The sequence below is a fragment of the Pectobacterium versatile genome, assembly GCF_020166435.1.
Taxonomy (GTDB): Bacteria; Pseudomonadota; Gammaproteobacteria; order Enterobacterales; family Enterobacteriaceae; genus Pectobacterium; species Pectobacterium versatile.
On sequence record NZ_JAINZP010000012.1, the window covers coordinates 1 to 17,219 of the forward strand.

The 17,219-nt window shown below is 49.5% G+C and carries 14 protein-coding genes and 1 pseudogene; 8 read left to right on the forward strand and 7 right to left on the reverse strand.

Annotated features, from left to right (window positions below; translation table 11 throughout):
- Nucleotides 1-102 precede the first annotated feature (102 nt).
- Complete coding sequence (locus K7X24_RS14315; RefSeq protein WP_224555458.1) at nt 103-1,206, forward strand: hypothetical protein; 1,104 nt, start codon at nt 103-105, stop codon at nt 1,204-1,206.
- A gap of 659 nt (nt 1,207-1,865) precedes the next feature.
- Nucleotides 1,866-3,338: a hypothetical protein gene (locus K7X24_RS14320; protein ID WP_224555459.1), complete on the forward strand. Its 1,473-nt coding sequence runs from the start codon at nt 1,866-1,868 to the stop codon at nt 3,336-3,338.
- Nucleotides 3,339-3,514: 176 nt separating this feature from the next.
- Here the strand turns inward: K7X24_RS14320 and K7X24_RS14325 are convergent.
- A pseudogene (locus K7X24_RS14325) lies at nt 3,515-3,712 on the reverse strand (Tn3 family transposase); the annotation flags it as partial.
- Between the two features lie 181 nt (nt 3,713-3,893).
- On the opposite strand from K7X24_RS14325, the gene K7X24_RS14330 reads away from it, so the two are divergent.
- Together K7X24_RS14330 and K7X24_RS14335 are read left to right on the forward strand one after the other, a co-directional pair.
- Nucleotides 3,894-5,375: a GIY-YIG nuclease family protein gene (locus K7X24_RS14330; protein ID WP_411961346.1), complete on the forward strand. Its 1,482-nt coding sequence runs from the start codon at nt 3,894-3,896 to the stop codon at nt 5,373-5,375.
- A gap of 1 nt (nt 5,376) precedes the next feature.
- Complete coding sequence (locus K7X24_RS14335; protein WP_224555460.1) at nt 5,377-6,234, forward strand: hypothetical protein; 858 nt, start codon at nt 5,377-5,379, stop codon at nt 6,232-6,234.
- A gap of 675 nt (nt 6,235-6,909) precedes the next feature.
- On the opposite strand, the gene K7X24_RS14340 is transcribed toward K7X24_RS14335, so the two are convergent.
- From K7X24_RS14340 to pth, 3 genes are all read right to left on the reverse strand, one after another.
- Nucleotides 6,910-8,091 (reverse strand): tyrosine-type recombinase/integrase, encoded by a 1,182-nt coding sequence (locus K7X24_RS14340; RefSeq protein WP_224555461.1) that lies wholly within the window; start codon nt 8,089-8,091, stop codon nt 6,910-6,912.
- A 214-nt stretch (nt 8,092-8,305) separates the two neighbouring features.
- On the reverse strand, nt 8,306-9,397 hold the full coding sequence (ychF, locus tag K7X24_RS14345) for a redox-regulated ATPase YchF (RefSeq protein WP_039314921.1): 1,092 nt from the start codon (nt 9,395-9,397) through the stop codon (nt 8,306-8,308).
- Nucleotides 9,398-9,526: 129 nt separating this feature from the next.
- Nucleotides 9,527-10,114, reverse strand: a complete 588-nt coding sequence (gene pth / locus K7X24_RS14350; protein ID WP_039489398.1) for an aminoacyl-tRNA hydrolase — start codon at nt 10,112-10,114, stop codon at nt 9,527-9,529.
- A 439-nt stretch (nt 10,115-10,553) separates the two neighbouring features.
- Between pth and ychH the strand changes: the two genes are divergently transcribed.
- Complete coding sequence (ychH, locus tag K7X24_RS14355) at nt 10,554-10,823, forward strand: stress-induced protein YchH (protein ID WP_029368994.1); 270 nt, start codon at nt 10,554-10,556, stop codon at nt 10,821-10,823.
- 359 nt (nt 10,824-11,182) lie between these two features.
- On the opposite strand, the gene prs is transcribed toward ychH, so the two are convergent.
- From prs to lolB, 3 genes are all read right to left on the reverse strand, one after another.
- Complete coding sequence (gene prs, locus K7X24_RS14360) at nt 11,183-12,130, reverse strand: ribose-phosphate diphosphokinase (protein ID WP_010274915.1); 948 nt, start codon at nt 12,128-12,130, stop codon at nt 11,183-11,185.
- 137 nt (nt 12,131-12,267) lie between these two features.
- Complete coding sequence (gene ispE, locus K7X24_RS14365) at nt 12,268-13,140, reverse strand: 4-(cytidine 5'-diphospho)-2-C-methyl-D-erythritol kinase (RefSeq protein WP_224555462.1); 873 nt, start codon at nt 13,138-13,140, stop codon at nt 12,268-12,270.
- Nucleotides 13,141-13,143: 3 nt separating this feature from the next.
- The gene (gene lolB, locus K7X24_RS14370; protein WP_224555463.1) at nt 13,144-13,767 is read right to left on the reverse strand and encodes a lipoprotein insertase outer membrane protein LolB; all 624 of its coding nucleotides are present in this window, start codon (nt 13,765-13,767) and stop codon (nt 13,144-13,146) included.
- A gap of 232 nt (nt 13,768-13,999) precedes the next feature.
- On the opposite strand from lolB, the gene hemA reads away from it, so the two are divergent.
- From hemA to prmC, 3 genes are read left to right on the forward strand one after another with little or no spacing between them, the layout of a single operon-like run.
- Nucleotides 14,000-15,256 carry a glutamyl-tRNA reductase gene (hemA, locus tag K7X24_RS14375; RefSeq protein WP_010274925.1) on the forward strand — a complete coding sequence of 419 codons (1,257 nt, stop codon included), beginning with the start codon at nt 14,000-14,002 and terminating at the stop codon, nt 15,254-15,256.
- Between the two features lie 33 nt (nt 15,257-15,289).
- Nucleotides 15,290-16,372 (forward strand): peptide chain release factor 1, encoded by a 1,083-nt coding sequence (prfA, locus tag K7X24_RS14380; RefSeq protein WP_039489407.1) that lies wholly within the window; start codon nt 15,290-15,292, stop codon nt 16,370-16,372.
- Nucleotides 16,372-17,217 (forward strand): peptide chain release factor N(5)-glutamine methyltransferase, encoded by an 846-nt coding sequence (gene prmC / locus K7X24_RS14385; RefSeq protein ID WP_224555464.1) that lies wholly within the window; start codon nt 16,372-16,374, stop codon nt 17,215-17,217. Before prfA ends, prmC begins: the two co-directional genes overlap by 1 nt.
- Nucleotides 17,218-17,219: the final 2 nt, after the last annotated feature.

Genomic DNA, 17,219 nt, shown 5'->3' on the forward strand with positions numbered 1-17,219 from the left:
CCCCCAATGAACCCATAGAGAATATAGCAATAGTGATGATACCTCCTCGTGTGGGTGGATCACTATTGCCTGTTGGTGAGCCTAGGCCGCCGGGAAGATATGATGAAGAAGACATTTAATCGTGAACGAGTTGATTCACTGGCAAACGCAGTATCACTAGGATGCAATAATACCGGACAGCCATGTTATGGGCATTTCGACAAAATAGCCTGGGTAACGGACTTGTTCGACAAGCGAGAGAATCGGATGCTGATAGACCGTTTATTTCAGCTTGAGTCTGGTGATAACTATCAGGTCAGGGTTCGTACTGCTGGTAGGGATGAATGCGGCAGTCTTTATGGTCGGGTGGTTGAAATCCGGTTATCAAGTAAGCCTAAGCATCATCCTGTACTATTGATGATCTTCTTTGAGCCACTCAACAAAATACGCGGAGCAGTTCGTATGGAACTGAGCCCTCAGCATTATCAGTCCGAACAGATAACTGATTTATTCATCTGGCTGGGGCGCAAAGGCTGTATTGGGAAATACTTATACCAAGGATTGAGGAATGCATGGATAACGACCGTCCATTACGCGTTGGATGTGATGGGTATGAAGCTACATGACTTTCTGATTGGTCTTGCCAAAGCCCATGATGGCGATTTCCATGATCTTCATGGTGAGCAGGAAGGTTTACGGCTAGGAACTACCACCGTCGTAGCTTCGATATACGAAAAAATCAACGCTCCCGAGTTAAGCGTGGAAGAACGTCGGGCAACAGCTCAGTTAACACTGGATGAAAGCCAGCATGAGTGTTTTTTACGTCTGGAGCTGCGTCTGTCTCCAGGTAAGCAGAAACTGATGCTGAGTAACCTGTTGCAAATGGAGAACGTCCTATCACGATTGGCGTTCTACGATTGTAAGCTAATGAAGGATCGCAAGCTGGACGCAAACTTTGCCCGGCGTCTGAAATACATGACTGTACCACGCGCTCGTAAAACGTTCCGTCCGGCCAGAGAGGTGAATGGCAGGGCTGTTAGTCCGACCAAAGCGGCAGCTAAAAAGCGGGTAGATAAGGTGATGAAAAGGTATCTGGTGGACTTGTTCGATGCAGACGCTATCTGGCACAAACTTCCACTGGTTGTCGAGAAGCTGGGTATTCTGGGACAGCCGCAGTATTGGCAACTGGACATCCGTAAGAAATGGCTTAAATCTCGCGGGAAATAAGCGCGGTGGCGTTACGGCAAGGATGCTGCATCCTCATCTGTGGGTTGTTCAACGGCAAACCTAAAATAGCGGATAGAAAATTAAATCTGGGAAAATGAACGCCTTTTTACCATTCAAGGTTGCCAGATATTACTGCTACAAACCGGCTAACTACGGGTGTTATTGAGAGTCAGATTGGCACCTCGTACAATGGTAGGGGTAAACTGGCGATGGGTTTTGCAGATCCTGAAGATGGCAAGGATCGGCGGTTTTGAGTGAAATCGCGGTTTCAAAAGAGTGAAATTCAGGAAATAACGTGCGTCTACCACCGCAATCTATTAGCCCCTGACCGTTATTATACCGCCTAATAACGGGTAACGTTGGGGGTGACCGCTACTCCCATTCTGGCTAAGCTGGGAATTAATCGCTCCTTCAGTCTACCAGGTATATTACTGTATCTATTAAGCTCTATAGGTACTGTATCTCTATATATTGTATATATGGTTTATCCATACTATAGCCATTACCCAGTATCAGCTATCATGAGGCTCCAGCCTCCAATATTATCATCATCTAATAACCATCTGAACCTTGTTGGGTTCACGCGCGATTTTGCGTAATTCAGTTGTAAATAAATGGGGTCAGGGCATGGTGCTCTGGCCTCTATATACAGGTGAATTATGAAGCCATATATTACACATAACAATATCCTTGTGACAGATTCAACGCTGGATTATTTCAAGAAGATTGTTTTCAGCATTCCTTATAATGGTGTGCAGAGTTTACGGCGTCCTTTTTATCGTAATATTTCAGTATTTCTCCAGCACGTTATTTGTGTCGCTACCTGTAGTCGTAAGAACAGGAAAAAAGCAAAAATTAAGGCGAATAAAAAATGGTCTTATTCTGTGCCAGTACCGTTTGAGCTGGGACGGGAGAAACTTCCCGGTGTCTTTAAGAAAAGTGGGCCGACCCATGAGCGCGCAATGGAGGCGCTGGCAGGCGCGGGAATCATTAAACTAACCGGTTATTCCAATGCTAAAAGTTCATGCCGGGAGTATGCTGTTTCTCAACGTTTTCTGCGTAAGTTGTTTGGCAACGACCGCGAGGCATACCTTAGCCGTGAGGATCGCTACCATTATCTGACTGACATTTTCACCAAGCGTAAAAGCTACTCATTAGATGAACTGATTGGGATTGCCATTGAACGCGGTCAGCATGCTAAACATAAACAGTCGAAACGCGATATCCCAAACGTTGCCTTCAGGAAACGGGTAGTCGATGTATGGAACAACCTTGAACCGCTGGAAATCAATCTGGAGGCACTGCTGGATTACTATAACGAGAATCCCACCAAGAAGAACAAAATATTCATTTTCAACTTCCTGTCGCGACTGGCTGAAACAGGTGTGGATCTGGTGAAGGAGTCACCGTTGACGGTCTCTTACAGGCAATCTTATAAGACTGCGTACATTGGCGGGCGATCCTTTGAGATTGGCACTGGCTTTCAAAGTCTGCCTTCTGACATGAAGTGGGCGTGTCTGGCACGTGGTGTTAATTATGACATTAAGGGATGCCAGCTCGAGATACTACGACATGAGCTGTTGAGTATTGGCATTTCGGCCGAGTCGCTGGAAGTTCTGGAAACTCAATATATCTGCCGGGTATTGCGTGTTGCGGAGGAACTGGTGAAGCAATTCAGGTTTTCCAGCGTATTCAACGTCGGGTTCGTCTCATTATCGCTTAAATCCAGCACCCGACGTCTGTTGAATCGTGAGTTAGGCAAGCTCGAGGCTGAACGAGTACTGAAGCAATGGAAACGCCTTCTGAAACCTTTACGAGATGATTTGGGGTTGCTGCTTGATCACTATGAGGGCACAGCTAAAACCAATCGTTACGGTAAATGCGTTACCAACGCGGTAGGGCAATCTTTCAACATTACCTGGAAAGATGTGGCAGCGCGTAAACGCTGGAAGTCAGATGTGATGCGCCGGAAGCTGCTATCGCATATGTTACAGGGGCTGGAAAGTCAGGCTGTATACGATTATGTTGCCAGCCATAAGGGTGTTTGCGCACTGGAGCATGATGGGTTTGTTTCATATGAGGAGGTAACGGACTGGTCACATCCATACCTGTTGATTGAGAAAAAACATTAGGGAAGGTTATGTCATTTACTGTCCGGGGAGTTGGGCTGCTTTGAGCGATTAGCAGATGTTGCCTGTTATGGAAACCGTAAGCCCCTTCCCCAGAGAGGAACATGGTCTGGTAAAAGTGTAACGATATTACACACGGTTATTTAGGGGGCCGCTTGGAAAACGGAAATTATCCCACGTTAAGACTGCTTTTTGTACAATTTGGCATCGACTGTGCGTAATGGCCGATATTTCCCGGACCCCAGCTTAAGATTATTACGCCAGACGTAATCTCCACTCAGATTGATATGTTCCCAACCCAGGGGAGAAAGATGAGATACCAGTTGCTCATTAATCGGGATGCCTTTTCGTTTCAATGACTCAATGGCTCTTTCTATAGATGCATGGCTGACGATTCCAACGTAGAATCAACTCTAACTAGATAAAATCAACAGATTGATCACCCGTAACGGACCTGAACACGTTCATTCGGAGCCTGCCATTCCGGTGCTTTCGTTATTTTGTTGCATTTCGAGTGGGAAATAGGCCTTTCAACCACAGCCAGAGAGACACACCATTATGTCATCACCTACCATGGTTCAGGAATACCCGGAACTCAATACTCTTAACCCCCTGCTGAACAGTATTGTTGATAAAACCGTTGATAATGTTGCACGAAAACTGATCGGCGGTTTTCGTAATAAACGAAATTCTCAACCGAATGCCAAGGCCCCCAACCTCAGTACAACGGTGGATGATACGCTTAACGCCACGTCGTCTGCGAGTGTGCTTGCCGTGGCGAATCGGGGTGTTCAGTGGAAGGAAATGATAAGCAAAAGTTTCACTCATGGCATTTCCTCTATTTCCACCATGAAGTTTGATGGTCAGTTCACGATCAAGAATGGTGTGCCGGAAGGCCTGAAAGATGTGCCGAATTCCCCGGGGGTCTATGTGGTTTATGACAGCGCCGGTGAGGTGCGGTATATCGGCGATGCGAAGGATTTACAGAAACGGTGGCATGCCGGGCATCTGAATGAAAATAAAAACGCCGAAAAGAATGGCACAGAATACAAAATGGCGGCGGAGTTTGAAGAGGGCTGCACCGTCAAATTTATGGTCATGGATTCGGCAGAGACGGCAGCGGCGGTCGAGGCTAACATTTTAAAAAATGAGAAACCCCCGGTAAATAAGAAAGAAGAGCTGTGCACAGAACAGGGTACGCGTTCTAATATCGAAGCAAAAAAAATGAAAGATGCGGCAAACGAGGCGGGAGGTCTGGCCTTTGGCGCAGGGAAAGAGGCATTAAAAAATGTCGGGTGGGATGTGTTGGAAACGCTCAGTACCACGATGATTAAAGCATTGAAGGATGAAGTTGTTGACCTGTTTATCACCCAGAAAGCGCAGGTGAAAATCCGTCTAAAACGCTTTTTTGATAAAATATGGCAGGTTATCGTTAACCTGATAAAAGCCCCGTTAAATCTGCTTAGAGGTTTATTCGAGTTCGTGTTAAATGCACTGTCTCAGGCCATCGGGAAAATTTATCAGTTAGCAAAAAATATCTATGATCTGGGCATGGCGGCACTCTCGCTGATGAAGGGGAGCAAAACCATGACCAGGGAAGAAACCATCTATAAGGTCTCTGAGGTCATTATCACCAGCGGGACTCTGGTGTTCTGGGATGCGGTAGAACCGGTGATTGAATCCGGTATGGTGGCTCTTTTTGCTCCACTGGCTCCCTTTGCCCCTTATATTTCTGCCTCCCTGTGCGCGATGGGATTTGGGCTGAGCAGTTACCTTTTGGCCGATATCGTCCCTAAAGCCGTCAGCCTGATACTCTCAACGGAACCTGCCTATACTGCAAAAGGACGGGAGGCTTTCCAGCAGTTGATTGCTAACCATGAAACTAGTATGGGTATGGTGGCTGAACTGCAAAAATATGCAGGTAGCGCGGTGAATCTGATGAGTGAAACCCGGGAGCATACGGCAGAACTGAACAATGATGTCATCAGACTGACTCGCTTCTCTCTTGCCGAAGAGATTAAAAAGCTGGGAGCGCAGTAATATGACGGTTGTCACGATTGTTGAGAAGAACAAAGACTCCAGCATCGCCAGTTTCAAAAAAAATCTCCACGAAATAGGCAAAAAGCTGAAAGAGGAACGAGAGAGAAGTAAAGGGATACAAGAAGCGGCAGATGACTTCAATAATCGGGGTTTTTTGGAGCGTTGGGGTGGCAGTCTCACCTCGAGAAATGACACTGACTTAGCGACGATGATTGCAAGCTTGGGTGGCAGTCTGAATATCACCCAAGAAGTGATCGAGTGTTTATTACAAATCCAGTCAGAAAAAAATGTCGTGCTGAAAGAGTTTCATCTGGCGTTAATGAATACGATTCGAGACTTGAAACACAACGACACGATGCTGGATCTCAGCAGCCGTGAAAACTCACTGGCTATTCTTGAACATCTGAAATCCCAGGTGGAAGACAAACTGGAACAGGCACAGCGTGTCGAGGAACATGAAGAGGAGATTAACCGGTTACAGTCATTGAGCTGGCAGCAGGAGGAGATACTTCAACGTTTGCAGGCAAGTCAGGATGAGCACGCAACACAGCTTGCCCTCCTGAAGCAGGTTGTCCCAAAATTCGAGCGACAGCAGCAGGAGCAATGGCAACAGTCAGGGAAGCTGGCTCTGGCCCTTGAAGAGCAGGCGGATCAGTACCAGCAACAGTTGGCCTTACTGATGGACAAGCTGACCTTGCAGGAAAACGTCGCAACAGGCATGGCAGCGCGGGTCAGCGAATTAGAGAAGACGTCTCGATTAAAACGTGCAGGACTGCGCGATTACTTGCTGTTTGCGACTAGCGCTCTTGCCGCCGGACTGGTCGTTATCGAAGTGATGCGTTTTAACGGCGTTATTTAACGGCGAGGTTTACCCATCTATCTCCGCTGGGATGGGAACACATCAACCTGAGTGGAGATTGCGTCTGGCGAACAAACCTCAAGCTGGGACAGGGAAAATACCGTTCGTTATGCTCAGTAGATAGCAGTCTGTACAAAAAATAGGCTTAACGTATGATGTTTTCCGTTTTCCAAGTGGACCCCATTTAGAACCATTTAAGCAGCGGTAAACAGCGGTCATTCGGTCTGAGTGTCTCAAAGTTTTTTGCAACATATGGACATTGCTAATGAGCCAGCTGTTAGACATTCCTATCGAGCCTTGACAATCTATGTAACAGCAAAGTTGTAATGTCCGTTCTGGGCTAGGTTTAAGACGTCCGTCACGAGATTTACCATCAAGAGATTCTGATAACGGCCCATGCAGCGGAGTTTTTTACTTTGGATGACGTCAACCGACTTAAAATCATTCAGGGTGTTGTCGACCGGCACCTGACAACGCAGATGGCCGCGTAGCGCCAGGGTACCTCCTATCAGCTAAATCAAGCCAGGGCATGTGAAAATTTCGGTTGCTTGATAATGAGGTTAATCAACATCCGTTATTCATGCTTTATACATAATATAGGTTGAATTGTAGGTTATTTTAAATAATCACAAATTTAATATATTAATCAACGGTGAAACACCAACGCATCAGCGTTTACGAAACATCAGTACTGCTTACCCATTCATCAAGTTTATCAGCCCATTCCTGCATCATCACTTTACGCTCATCAAGGTAAGTTGCATGGTTGTATGTGCGGCGAACATTATTGGTATCCGCATGGGCAAGCTGAGCCTCGATAGCATCAGGCCGATAGCCCATCTCGTTTAAACGTGTACTGCCTGTGGTTCGGGTCGCATGTGGGCTATACGTTCCGCTCCAGCCGAGGCTTTTCAGTAGCTGACGAAGAGAGTGTGATGTCATCGGGCCACGCGGATTATCTCGGCCCGGAAAGATGTGTTGTCGATGTCCGGTTAATCCCTGTAACGTTCTGAGCATGCTGACCGCTTGTGAGGGAAGGGGAATAACGTGTTCTCTGCGGGCTTTCATGCGCGTTGCCGGAATGGTCCACAGTCCGTTATCAAGGTCGAATTCTGCCCATTCTGCTTCGGTTACTTCGGCTGGCCGCGCCAGCGTCCACCACATTAGCCACATGCAATAGTTAACCTGGTATGAGCCGCGACTGTTGTCAAAACAGCTTAATAACTTTCCGATTTGCTGAGGATTCAGTGCCTGTTTGTGCTGTGTCTTATTGGCGGGAAGGGCCTTGCGCACCGGCCATACAGGATCGCTATCAGCTCTGAGCGTCGCGACTGCCAACTCAAAAACCGATGAAATGGTGCGGCGGGCTTCAGCGGCAACGGTCGGAGCGCCGCGTTTAGCGATTTCCTGAAGAATTTTAAGAATGTGATGCGGGGTGATTTCCCTGATAGGAAGTTTGCCGATGGCGGGGAAAACTACACGCTCAAGCATATCAAGGCGGCGTGTTTTGGTGATGTCGGCCCAGTCTTTCATCTGCAACCACTCTTTGGCGATAAGCTCAAAGGTGTTGGAGGCATCGTTGACCTTGCGGATCTTATCTAACTGGCGAGCCTGTGTCGGGCTAACTCCATCTGCGACTTGTTTACGCGCTTGCTCACATTTCTCGCGAGCTTCGGCAAGTTTGACCGTCGGGTACTCACCCAACGCGAACATGCTGGATTTGCCGTTGAGTTTAAACCGATAGCGCCATGCCTTTTTGCCGTTGGGTTTCACTTCGAGGTAGAGACCGTTGAAGTCATTGAGTCGATAGAGTTTTTCTTTCGGCTTGGCAGTACGGCATTGCGTATCAGTGAGCATAGCGAGTCCTTGTCTATTTCTTATACCGCTATTGTACTCACCTAAAATGAAGATGGAAACTGATTGTACTCATGCCTGTACTCATTTTTGACTGCGCTGTCATGAGATTAAGTGAGACGCCATGAAAAGAAAAATCCACGCAATTGCGTGGATTTTATGGGGTTTTCTGGTGTTCATGTGATGTTGTGATATCCCATGAGAAAACCGAAATGATTTAGACGTTGAACAGGAAGTTCATCACATCGCCATCTTTAACGATGTATTCCTTGCCTTCTGAACGCATTTTTCCGGCTTCTTTCGCGCCTTGTTCACCTTTGTAGGTGATGAAGTCTTCATAGGCGATAGTCTGGGCGCGGATGAAGCCTTTTTCGAAATCGGTGTGAATCTTACCAGCGGCCTGCGGGGCGGTGGCGCCGACAGGGATGGTCCAGGCACGAACTTCTTTCACGCCAGCGGTGAAGTAGGTTTGCAGGTCAAGCAGTTCATAGCCTGCACGGATTACGCGGTTCAGGCCCGGCTCTTCTAAACCTAATTCAGCCATGAATTCTTCACGGTCGGCGTCATCCAGTTCCGCAATATCTGATTCAACGGCGGCGCAGACGGCCACAACGACAGAACCTTCAGCGGCTGCGATTTCGCGCACTTTATCGAGGTATGGATTGTTTTCGAAACCGTCTTCGTTAACGTTAGCGATGTACATCGTTGGTTTCAGCGTCAGGAAGCTCAGGTAGCGGATAGCTGCTTTGTCTTCATCGCTTAAATCCAGTGAGCGCAGCATGCCAGCGTTTTCCAACTGCGGTAAACATTTCTCCAGCGCGGCCAGTTCAGCTTTAGCATCTTTATCGCCGCCTTTCGCTCTCTTCTGCACGCGATGAATGGCGCGTTCGCAGGTGTCGAGGTCAGACAGTGCTAATTCAGTGTTGATGACTTCGATGTCATCAGCCGGATCAACTTTGTTGTTTACGTGGATAATGTTGTCGTTTTCGAAGCAGCGTACAACGTGGCCGATGGCTTCCGTTTCACGAATGTTAGTCAGGAACTGGTTACCCAAACCTTCACCTTTGGACGCGCCTTTTACCAGACCAGCGATATCAACAAATTCCATGGTGGTAGGAAGGATACGCTGCGGCTTAACGATCTCAGCCAGCTTGTCCAGACGTGGATCGGGCATCGGTACTACGCCGGTGTTCGGCTCGATGGTACAAAACGGGAAGTTGGCCGCTTCGATGCCGGCTTTGGTCAACGCATTGAACAGAGTGGATTTACCGACGTTAGGCAGCCCAACGATACCGCATTTGAATCCCATGTTTATATCACCTTAAATAACTTATTAATCAGGCAATTACTATCTCTTGCCTGTCAGAATGGAAATATTTCGGCCGATTATACACGGAATGGCGATTTATCTCGATCTGCCATCCGCATTCTGACCAGATTATGCCGCTTTGAAGGCATGCAAGCGGTTCATCGCTTTGATCATGTCTTCTTTCATCAGGATTTCTGTGCAGCGTACGGCTTCGTCAATGGCATCGTCGATCAGCGTCTGCTCGCTCGTTGGCGGTTTACCCAGCACAAAACCGGTCACTTTGCTTTTATCGCCCGGATGGCCGATACCGATGCGTAAACGATGGAAGTTCGGGTTGTTGCCCAATTTACTGATGATGTCTTTCAGACCGTTATGGCCGCCGTGTCCGCCGCCTAACTTAAGTTTGGCAATTCCCGGTAATAAATCCAGCTCATCGTGGGCAACCAGAATTTCATCAGGCTGGATGCGGTAGAAAGTGGCCATTGCCGCGACGGCTTTGCCGCTCAGGTTCATGAACGTGGTGGGAACCAGCAGGCGTACATCTTGCCCAGCCAGATTCAGGCGAGAGGTGTAACCAAAAAATTTGCTTTCTTCTTTCAGCGGCTGACGGTAAGACTCCGCCAGACGATCGACAAACCAAGCACCCGCATTATGACGAGTGGCGGCATATTCCGCGCCAGGATTAGCCAGGCCGACAATTAATTTAATGCTGCTCACGGTATATTCCAGATTACGTGCTTAAACTTACGCAGGGTAGTGTGATAAACGAAAGCGCTAGTTTACACACCGCATGAGGTATAGCCAAATATACACGTCATACTTCAAGCTGCACGTGCGTTGGCTTTCCTCGCTCACCCCAGTCACTTACTTGAGTAAGCTCCTGGGGATTCACTGCGTTGCCGCCTTCCTGCAACTCGAATTATTTAGGGTATATCGGTGTTGGAATGTGAAAACATTGTTATTTGTTTAGTGGTGTGATTATTCGGATTTTTGTCTATTTGTTTGTTTAAACGTAAAAAAATATTAATCATTCCCCTTATCTGTGATCCCTCCCGCAATCATCTCAGTACATTATTGTCTATAATTACATCAACAATAAGACAGTAAACAGTAATGGCACTCCGATTCATCCACAAAATTAATCTGGAGGTGGCAGATGAAACGCAAGAACGTGACAGTACTAGGTAATGTATTGATGGGTATCGGGATGATCATGATGATTGGCGGCATCGGTTTTTCTATCGCCAGCCAGTTCCCGAAACTGAATGTTCCTGAATATATGACTTACATTGATCTGGTCAGTATTTTTTCTGGCGCAATATTTTGGTTGGCGGGGGCGCGTATTAGCGGGCGTGAAGAAGTCGCAGACCGTTATTGGTGGGTTAAGCACTTTGATAAGCGTTGCCGCCGCCAGCGTCATCCATAACCGTTAATGAAGTTATAGGCGTTAATGTACATTGAACAATAGAGCCGCTGTAGCCTCGCTATGGCGGTTTTTTGTTTTTTATCGTGGTATACACTAAATAATTCGCGTTTCAGGCAGGCGGCAAGGGAAGGACAAATTCGTCGGGAACGAATTTGACCAGCCAAAGGCCTGGCCTTCGGTGAGAGATAGGATGTCTCTCATTTCATCCCGATGAGCTTACTCAAGTAAGTGATTCGGGTGAGTGAACGAAGCCAACGCACATGCAACGTGAAGTATGACGTGTATAGAAATAAGAAAGCCACCTTGTTACAGGTGGCTCCATCATTATCGTTTTTGATCGGTTACCCGATCAGCGGCGATTAATGTTCAAACATCGCAGAAATGGATTCTTCGTTGCTGATACGACGAATCGCTTCGGCCAACATCCCGGACAGCGTTAGCGTGCGAACATTCGGCAGTGAACGAATGTTTTCCGCCAGCGGAATGGTATCGCAGACAATCACTTCATCAATTACAGAGTTCTTGATGTTCTCGTAAGCATTGCCTGAGAAGATCGGGTGTGTGGCATAAGCGAATACACGTTTAGCCCCACGTTCCTTCAGCGCTTCCGCCGCTTTGCACAGCGTGCCACCGGTGTCGATCATATCGTCAACCAGCACACAGTCACGGCCAGCGACGTCACCGATGATGTGCATCACCTGAGAAACGTTGGCACGCGGACGGCGCTTGTCAATGATCGCCATGTCGGTATCGTTCAGCAGTTTAGCGATTGCGCGAGCACGCACAACGCCACCGATATCAGGAGAAACCACGATTGGGTTTTCCAGATTCTGTTGCAACATGTCTTCCAGCAGGATCGGGCTACCGAATACGTTATCTACCGGCACATCAAAGAAACCCTGAATCTGCTCAGCGTGCAGATCCACAGTCAGAACACGGTCAACACCCACGCTGGACAGGAAGTCAGCAACGACTTTCGCGGTGATTGGCACACGTGCGGAACGCACGCGACGATCCTGACGAGCATAGCCGAAGTAGGGGATAACGGCGGTAATACGTCCCGCGGAAGCGCGACGCAGAGCATCGACCATCACAACCAGTTCCATCAGGTTGTCATTGGTGGGTGCACAGGTGGACTGGATGATGAAAATATCACCACCGCGTACATTTTCATTGATTTGCACGCTGACTTCGCCATCGCTAAAACGACCGACAGCGGCGTCGCCAAGGCTAGTGTACAAACGGTTGGCAATACGTTGTGCTAGTTCCGGGATGGCGTTACCAGCAAAAAGCTTCATATCAGGCACGAGAAGAACCTCAGGCTTGCGTCCAGAGAAATATTGCACCTGCCAAGCAAGGAAAAACAACAGGTACAACATGCATACGGGTGTATGAATTAAGTTTGCTACAGACTGGCCGCGTGGCAGCCGGTGTGTGGCAAAACCTAACGTTGCCCAGAAAGCGTACGTTGTAGCGGAGAGATATTAACACCTCTTGCGACGAAACCGTTTAACCATTCCGGGGCCTGGTCAAGCACCTGACGGGCTGCGAACTCGGTGTCAAACTCTGCAAACACACAAGCCCCCGTTCCAGTCAGGCGCGCCGGGGCATATTCTAGCAGCCATGAAAGTAGCTGTTCAACCTCACGAAAACGTTTTCTTGCGATAGCTTCACAATCATTGACGAAGGTCTGGTTTAATAAAGTTTCTAAATCACGAATTGGCGAATTCCGCGTCAACTCAGGATCGCTGAAAATCAACGGTGTGGCGATACTAACACCAGGGTGGGCGACCAGATACCATTTCTCTGGCGGATTTGCAGGTGTTAACTGTTCACCGATACCCTCGGCAAAGGCGGCATGCCCACGAACAAAGACGGGAACATCCGCACCTAATTGCAGGCCCAGTTCGGCCAACGTATCAACGTTCAGCCCGCTTTGCCACAAATGGTTGAGAGCGACCAAAACGGTAGCCGCATTGGATGATCCGCCGCCCAGCCCGCCGCCCATTGGCAGGTACTTATCGATACTGATGTCTGCGCCGAACCGGGCAGTGCGAAGTGTATGGTATTCGCAGTGCTGCTGTAATAAGCGTGCGGCGCGGACGATCAGGTTTTGCTCGTTCTCTACCCCGTCGACAGGGGTAAGTAGGTTAATCTGGTCGTCATCACGCGGCCGAATCGTCAGAGTGTCACCATAATCCAGAAACTGAAATAGCGTTTGCAACAGGTGATACCCGTCCTCTCTCTGACCGGTAATGTAAAGAAACAGGTTCAGTTTGGCGGGGGCAGGCCATGTCTCGATAACCGTCGGTTGCATCGCTTATTTAACCATCCAGTTATTCATCTTCAGCTTAATACGCTGTTCACCTTGAACCAGCTCCAGACTGGTTGGCAGCGGAGGTGTCAGCTCAGTGTTGTAGCTCTGATAGCTGACATTCCAGTTTTGATTGCCCTGGCGATAGGTGATGGTTTTCAGCAGGTAGCGTTCATCCAGCGTGAATTCGGTCGCATCACCTGGGATGCCGAGAATCCACTGGCGCAGATTGTTCAGTGGGATCGCCATGCCAGTCAGTTGCTGAATCATGTGTTCGGCATCCTTACCCACGTAACGCTTGCCTTGATTGTCGGTGATTTGCACGCCGTCAGGTTGGGCACGCAGTTCTAATTCGGTGCTACCGAGCGGGTTGGTCAACAGCAACCGATAACGCTGCGGCGGTGTGTCCTGCCAGAAGAAATTGGCTGATACTCTTTTACTATCGGAGATATAGGCAAAAGCACCGCGCGTCTGATATTGGCTGAGTTGCTGTACGTTTTGCTGATGTTGTTGCCACTCTGGCGACGTTGGGCTTTTACCCGTTTGAGTCGGTTGATTAACGCTACAGGCGGCTAGCAATACGCTGGCTAAAGGCAGTAAACGCAGGCATCGGACGGTTTGGGTTGGCATGTTGGTCGTATCCTGTAAATGAACGAAGTTCGTGAGACATGTCACGCTAACGGGCTTACTACTCAGCGTCAATGATTGTTATTCGTTAATGATATTTATTATTTTTTGTCAAAAAACGTATACCTCAGATGAGGTGTATCGCGTGCTGTCGCTTTTCTTGCTCTCCTGCATCAAGTAGAATGCGATTCAAACGAAATCCATACTAAGATCGGTATTACTCAGAAACAGCCTAATGACCCTGCTTGCGCTTGGTATTAATCACAAAACCGCACCGGTTTCTCTGCGTGAACGTGTTGTGTTCTCACCAGATAAATTAGGAGTGGCCCTCGACAGTCTGCTACAGCAACCGCTGGTGCAGGGCGGTGTTGTGCTGTCTACCTGCAATCGTACGGAACTCTATCTTAGCGTTGACGAACAGGAAAACCAGCGTGAGCAACTGATTCGCTGGCTGTGTGAATATCACCAATTGCGCCCAGAAGAAGTCAACGGCAGCCTGTACTGGCATCAGGATAACGCCGCTGTTAGCCATTTGATGCGCGTTGCCAGCGGTCTGGATTCTCTCGTGTTAGGTGAACCGCAGATTTTGGGGCAGGTGAAGAAGGCCTTTGCCGAATCACAGCGTGGTCATTCTCTGTCCAGCGAGCTGGAGCGGCTGTTTCAGAAATCCTTTACCGTTGCCAAGCGGGTTCGTACGGAAACGGATATCGGTGCCAGTGCGGTATCGGTGGCGTTTGCTGCTTGTACGCTGGCGCGGCAGATTTTTGAATCACTGTCGGATGTCACGGTGCTGCTGGTTGGTGCCGGAGAAACCATTGAACTGGTCGCTCGCTATCTTCGCGAGCACAAAGTGCAGAAAATGGTGATCGCGAACCGCACCCGTGAACGCGCACAGGCGCTGGCAACGGAAGTCGGTGCAGAAGTCATCACGCTGGCAGAGCTGGACGAACAGCTCGTCCATGCCGATATCGTGATCAGTTCAACGGCAAGTACACTGCCGATTATCGGAAAAGGGATGATGGAACGGACGCTGAAAGCGAGACGGAATCAGCCAATGCTGATGGTAGATATTGCGGTACCGCGTGATATTGAGCCGGAAGTTGGCAAATTGCCTAACGTTTATCTCTACAGCGTGGACGATCTGCATGCGATCATTCAACATAACCTCGCGCAGCGCAAAGCGGCGGCGGTACAGGCTGAATCTATCGTGCAGCAGGAAAGCTCCGACTTCATGGCGTGGCTGCGTGCGCAGTCCGCGGTGGAGACCATTCGCGATTATCGCGCTCAGGCCGATGAATTGCGTGCGGAAATGACGGCCAAGGCGCTGGCTGCCATTCAACAAGGCAATGACGTTGAAGCGGTGATTCAGGAACTGACACACCGTTTAACCAACCGTCTGATTCACGCGCCGACCAAATCCCTTCAGCAAGCCGCTCGTGACGGCGACCAACACCGATTACAAATTTTACGTGACAGCCTTGGGCTGGACTAGCATTCATCTCTATTACAGGATTTAACCGCCCGCATGAAGCCTTCTATTGTTGCTAAACTGGAAGCGTTACAAGAACGCCATGAAGAAGTCCAGGCGTTACTCGGTGAGCCCAGCGTCATCGCTGATATGGATCGCTTTCGCGCGTTGTCGCGAGAATATGCGCAGCTCACTGATATTACCCGCTGTTTCCAGCAATGGCAGCAGGCGCAAGAGGATCAGCAAACCGCAGAAATGATGCTGGACGATCCTGAAATGCGCGATATGGCACAGGAAGAGCTGAAGGAAAGCAAAGCGACGATTGAAGCACTGGAGCAGCAGCTTCAGGTGCTGTTGTTGCCAAAAGATCCCGACGATGAGCGCGGCTGTTTTCTGGAAGTGCGCGCCGGAACCGGCGGTGACGAAGCGGCAATCTTTGCCGGCGATCTGTTCCGTATGTATAGCCGTTATGCTGAAGCACGCCGTTGGCGTGTTGAGGTGGTGAGCGCCAGCGATGGCGAACATGGCGGTTATAAAGAAGTTATCGCCAAAATCTCTGGTGATGGAGTGTACGGCCAGCTCAAGTTTGAATCCGGTGGCCATCGCGTTCAGCGTGTTCCTGCGACTGAATCTCAAGGGCGTATTCACACCTCGGCCTGTACGGTCGCCGTTATGGCGGAAGTGCCGGAAGCGGAGATGCCGGACATCAACCCAGCGGATTTGCGCATTGATACCTTCCGCTCTTCTGGCGCGGGCGGTCAGCACGTTAACACCACCGATTCCGCCATCCGTATTACCCACTTGCCAACCGGTATTGTCGTGGAGTGTCAGGATGAGCGTTCACAGCACAAAAACAAAGCCAAAGCGCTGTCGGTGTTGGGCGCGCGTATTCGTGCCGCAGAAGTGCAGAAACGTCAGTTGGAAGAAGCGTCAACCCGCCGTAACCTGCTCGGCAGCGGCGATCGCTCTGACCGTATTCGTACTTACAATTTCCCGCAGGGAAGGGTGACCGATCACCGCATTAACCTGACGCTTTACCGGCTGGATGAAGTTATGGAAGGGAAACTGGACACGCTGATTCAACCAGTCGTGCAGGAATACCAGGCCGATCAGCTTGCTGCGTTGTCCGAGCAGGAATAATGACGTATCAGGATTGGTTAATCTCGGCCACGGCACAGCTCGTGGCGGGAGAAAGCCCGAAGCGAGATGCGGAGATTTTGCTGGGCTTTGTGACTGGTAAGTCCCGCACGTTCCTGCTGGCGTTTGGTGAAACTGAGCTGAACGCGCCTGAACAGCAGCAATTAACTGAACTGCTGGCGCGTCGTGAACAGGGCGAACCTATCGCTTATTTGATCGGCGTGCGCGAGTTCTGGTCACTGTCGCTGGCTGTTTCGCCCGCCACGCTGATTCCTCGACCTGATACCGAATGTCTGGTCGAACAAGCCTTGCTACGCTTGCCTCAAACGCCGTGTGCCGCGCTGGATCTGGGCACCGGAACCGGCGCGATCGCGCTGGCGCTGGCGAGCGAACGGCGTGATTGTCGGGTGACTGGCGTTGATGTTCAACCTGATGCCGTTACGTTAGCGACAAAAAATGCCCAGCAATTGGGGCTCGACAACGCTAGTTTCCTGTCAGGAAGTTGGTATTCACCGCTTGATCACACGCGTTTTGCGCTTATCGCCAGTAACCCACCGTATATCGATGCGGATGATGTGCATCTGTCGCAGGGAGATGTCCGTTTTGAACCTGCCAGCGCACTGATTGCCGCCGACAACGGACTGGCGGATTTACGCACGATTATTGAATCCGCTCCGCATTATTTAGACGACGGTGCCTGGCTGCTGCTGGAACATGGCTGGCAGCAGGCTAACGCGGTGCGTCAGCTATTGCAGGCCCGAGGATTTACACAAATAGAAACCTGTCAGGACTATGGTGGCAATGACCGCGTGTCGTTAGGTCGCTGGTTGGATACCCCAATTTATTAGGA

What these genes read in the sequence shown, in the direction of transcription:
- K7X24_RS14335 (WP_224555460.1), top strand. Translation starts at nt 5,377, where the DNA reads ATGACGGTTGTCACGATTGTTGAGAAGAACAAAGACTCCAGCATCGCC.
- K7X24_RS14340 (WP_224555461.1), bottom strand. Translation starts at nt 8,091, where the DNA reads ATGCTCACTGATACGCAATGCCGTACTGCCAAGCCGAAAGAAAAACTC.
- ispE (WP_224555462.1), bottom strand. Translation starts at nt 13,140, where the DNA reads ATGCAACCGACGGTTATCGAGACATGGCCTGCCCCCGCCAAACTGAAC.
- K7X24_RS14320 (WP_224555459.1), top strand. Translation starts at nt 1,866, where the DNA reads ATGAAGCCATATATTACACATAACAATATCCTTGTGACAGATTCAACG.
- prfA (WP_039489407.1), top strand. Translation starts at nt 15,290, where the DNA reads ATGAAGCCTTCTATTGTTGCTAAACTGGAAGCGTTACAAGAACGCCAT.
- ychH (WP_029368994.1), top strand. Translation starts at nt 10,554, where the DNA reads ATGAAACGCAAGAACGTGACAGTACTAGGTAATGTATTGATGGGTATC.
- prmC (WP_224555464.1), top strand. Translation starts at nt 16,372, where the DNA reads ATGACGTATCAGGATTGGTTAATCTCGGCCACGGCACAGCTCGTGGCG.
- hemA (WP_010274925.1), top strand. Translation starts at nt 14,000, where the DNA reads ATGACCCTGCTTGCGCTTGGTATTAATCACAAAACCGCACCGGTTTCT.
- K7X24_RS14315 (WP_224555458.1), top strand. Translation starts at nt 103, where the DNA reads ATGAAGAAGACATTTAATCGTGAACGAGTTGATTCACTGGCAAACGCA.
- K7X24_RS14330 (WP_411961346.1), top strand. Translation starts at nt 3,894, where the DNA reads ATGTCATCACCTACCATGGTTCAGGAATACCCGGAACTCAATACTCTT.
- lolB (WP_224555463.1), bottom strand. Translation starts at nt 13,767, where the DNA reads ATGCCAACCCAAACCGTCCGATGCCTGCGTTTACTGCCTTTAGCCAGC.
- ychF (WP_039314921.1), bottom strand. Translation starts at nt 9,397, where the DNA reads ATGGGATTCAAATGCGGTATCGTTGGGCTGCCTAACGTCGGTAAATCC.